Source organism: Burkholderia sp. E168m23 (assembly GCF_016586125.1).
Taxonomy (GTDB): domain Bacteria; phylum Pseudomonadota; class Gammaproteobacteria; order Burkholderiales; family Burkholderiaceae; genus Burkholderia; species Burkholderia orbicola.
This window is the reverse complement of record NZ_BCPP01000858.1, coordinates 1-3,101: the sequence shown is the minus strand read 5'-3', so window position 1 is coordinate 3,101 and position 3,101 is coordinate 1. Positions and strand designations below refer to the sequence as shown.

The following is a 3,101-nucleotide window of genomic DNA, read 5'->3' as shown; positions in this document are numbered from 1 at the left end:
CGATTATAGACGGAACGTTTACATCACGGCGAGCGGCGCGATGGCGCGTGTTTACCCGCACGCAGCGGCGCCCGGCGGCGATTCGGCGGGCAAGGTGGACGCGTCTTGGGAAACCGGGTATCCTTGCCGTCTTGCCAATCGTGGGCGGCCTGTATATGGGGTCGCTTCACTGTCTCACGCGCCCGTAGCTCAATGGATAGAGTACTGCCCTCCGAAGGCAGGGGTTGCTGGTTCGATCCCAGCCGGGCGCGCCAAGAAAATGATAAAAATCAAGGAGTTGGTGTAGCGCCTCTAGCGCTGGGCAAGTTCGTACGGAAATCATACGGAAATGCGCCATGCACCAAAGCGCGTCAGTCGAGGCCCTCGGCCTTGCTCCCTGTTCTCTAAAGCTGCTCCGCGTTATCCTGCCGAAAATCTCCCGGCTCTAAACTGCCGACGCCCAATGTTGCGTGGCCAAGGCGGCTGCTCGTAGACAATCTCCCCCTTTTTCGCAGCTTTGAGCGATCTGGTCTGACGGCGTCCAACGTTGGAAAATGGCATCCGGCGGTCGGCTCTTTCCGACCCTTAGCGGTCGTCGATATTTCTAGAAAGCGGACGTTCGACGCCGCGTTGGCGACCGTTGGACTCATGTGGGCTACGACTTGATGACGCAACGATACCCGCAAGCGTCGCGCAGACGGTCTCGATGTTGTCTGGGCGGAGGTTTGTCGCGCTGAGTAGCAAGCCACCTTGTGCGTTGCTGCGGCGAAGGTACCAGGCGGAGAGTGCCGAAGGCGCGAGGCCATGCGCCCGGGCAATGCCGACAACCATGCGGTCGTCGGCGGTTTGTGGCAGCGGTGCGATCACCCCCAGGCCCGCCATCATGGTGCCCGGCAGAAACTTGTTGACATGCGCCAGCGTCAGGCGTCGGCGCTCCGCATAGAGCGCCTTCATCTGTCGCAGGTGCCGCAGGTAGTGTCCATTCCTCAGAAACTCCGTCACCGCCAATTGGGTGGTCCGGTTCGGAGCTGGGGACAACACGGCGGCTACCTCAACCAGACGCTCCGCCACTGAGCGTGGGGCAACGACGAAACCCAGGCCGAGCCCCGGGCTGATCGTCTTGCTGAACGCGCCGATGTGAACCACACACTCGGCACCTTCGCCTGCAGCAAGGGCCGGTGCGGCGCGGCCTTCGAGCTGTAGTTCTCCGAGATAGTCGTCTTCGATGATCCAGGCACCCCTTGTCGCCGCCCAGTCGAGCAGCGCATGCCTTCGTGCCGGCGACAGGGTCACGCCGAGCGGGGCATGCTGGCCCGGCGTGACCAACGCCAGCAAAGCATCTGGCGCGCTGGCGACGCCAGCCTCCACTCGCAGCCCATCGGCATCGACAGGTACGGGTATGACCGCTGCACCGATGATTTCCAGCGCGCGTCTTCCCAGTGGATAGCCTGGCTCCTCGAGCCACGCCTTGCGTCCATGCGCGCGCAGTGCGGTCAGTGCCAGCATCAGGCTTTGCCGGTATCCGCTGGTGACGATGACCTGATCGGGATGACATTGCATCTGCCGGCTTACGGCCAGGTGGCTCGCGATCTGGGCTCGCAGGGCAGGTTCGCCGCGCGGATCGGCATAGGCCGTGTAAGCGAAGGCATCGGCGCGTACGGCACGCGTGCGCATGCGGGCCCAGAGCTTGGCTGGGAATGCGTCGTGGGCCGGTACGCCCATCTGGAATGGAAGCGGGGCGCTCGAAAATGGGCGGGTGAAATCCGCTAGAGGCCCGTCAAGGGAAGCCTCGCCATCCGCTCGCTCCGCGGGCAGCCGCGCGCAAACGTGTGTGCCCGAGGAGCCTGCACCGAATACCAGATTCTCGGCGATCAACCGATCGTAGGCCACGCGGACGGTGCCGCGGGCGACGCCAAGTTGCGCAGCGAGGTCCCGGCCGGAAGGCAGGCGCTGTCCGGGTACGAGCCGGCCCTCGACGATTGCCTGGCGCAGGCTCGCATGGATCTGGTCGCCGATCGGCTCGGCGATGGCACGGTCCACCAGGATGGACAGCGCAGCGGGCGAATTCGGTTGATTCATTTTTGGGCCAGTCGTTTCGCCAGTTTTTGGGCCTGTTTCTCTAATGCCCAGCGGAGTAACGTTGCGTTATGACATGGATCGCGGCGCAAGTCGATAGGCGGCTTGGACGCGACGGCGACACTATTCGCATCACCCACGGAGAAGGACCGAGATGACCCGCATGAACTGGCAAGAGACCGCACCGGACGGCGCAAAGGCGCTTTTTGGTATCCACCACTACGTCACGAAGAAGACGAATCTCCCCGAGGAACTTGTCCACCTCGTGTTTCTCCGCGTCTCGCAAATCAACGGGTGCGCGCATTGCATCGACATGCATAGCCGCGATCTCAGAAAAACCATGTCCGTCGACAAAATTACGCTGGTGCCAGTGTGGGATGAGGTTGCGCACTTGTTCACCGATCAGGAGCGTGCCGCGCTGGCCTGGTCTGAGGAAGTCACGCGTGTCAGCGAAACGCATGCATCGGATGAAGCCTATGCCGCTGCTGCGGCGGCATTTTCGCCGAAGGACCTGGTTGACCTCACGATCGCCATCGCCGCGATGAACGCGTTCAATCGTCTCGGTGCGCCTTTCCGGGTGCCTGTTGCTGCCGTGGCGTAATTAACGCGGCGCGTACCCTGAAATCGTTTTGCCGAGCCTCTCTGGGCTGCGTTATGCCGGACGCTTCAAACCGGAGGCACGGCAATCGTTCATGATTATCGTCGCTCACGATTGCACGTGAGTGCAACGTTCACGGTCAAGCAGCGCCTGCTTGCGGTCAATGCCCCATGCATAGCCCCAAAACCTTCCATCAGTTCTGACTACGCGATGGCAAGGGATCGCAACGGCTAGCGGGTTGCCAGCGCAAGCGCTGGCAATATCAAGCTCCGACACGTCAGTTCCAACGAGGCGCGCGACCTGCGCATAGCTCAGTGTGCTTCCCACCGGAATTTTGCGAAGCACTTGCCAAACACGCTGTTGGAAAGCGGTGCCTCGAATATCGAGGGGGAGGTTCTTGTCGATAGCGGGCTGCTCGATCATACCGACGACGTTTGCCACCAACGCT

The 3,101-nt window shown here is 62.0% G+C and carries 3 protein-coding genes and 1 tRNA gene; 2 read left to right on the top strand and 2 right to left on the bottom strand.

What is annotated here, in order from left to right; translation table 11 throughout:
* Window positions 1–178: 178 nt before the first annotated feature.
* Window positions 179–254 (top strand) — tRNA-Arg (locus JMF90_RS30870).
* A 310-nt stretch (window positions 255–564) separates the two neighbouring features.
* Here the strand turns inward: JMF90_RS30870 and JMF90_RS30865 are convergent.
* Window positions 565–2,058: a PLP-dependent aminotransferase family protein gene (locus JMF90_RS30865; RefSeq protein ID WP_011546756.1), complete on the bottom strand. Its 1,494-nt coding sequence runs from the start codon at window positions 2,056–2,058 to the stop codon at window positions 565–567.
* Between the two features lie 151 nt (window positions 2,059–2,209).
* Between JMF90_RS30865 and JMF90_RS30860 the strand changes: the two genes are divergently transcribed.
* Window positions 2,210–2,656, top strand: coding sequence for a carboxymuconolactone decarboxylase family protein (locus JMF90_RS30860; protein WP_011546755.1), 447 nt, complete (start codon window positions 2,210–2,212; stop codon window positions 2,654–2,656).
* A gap of 105 nt (window positions 2,657–2,761) precedes the next feature.
* Here the strand turns inward: JMF90_RS30860 and JMF90_RS30855 are convergent.
* The coding region (locus JMF90_RS30855; RefSeq protein WP_156349320.1) for a methylated-DNA--[protein]-cysteine S-methyltransferase at window positions 2,762–3,101 on the bottom strand (340 nt) is incomplete at its 5' end.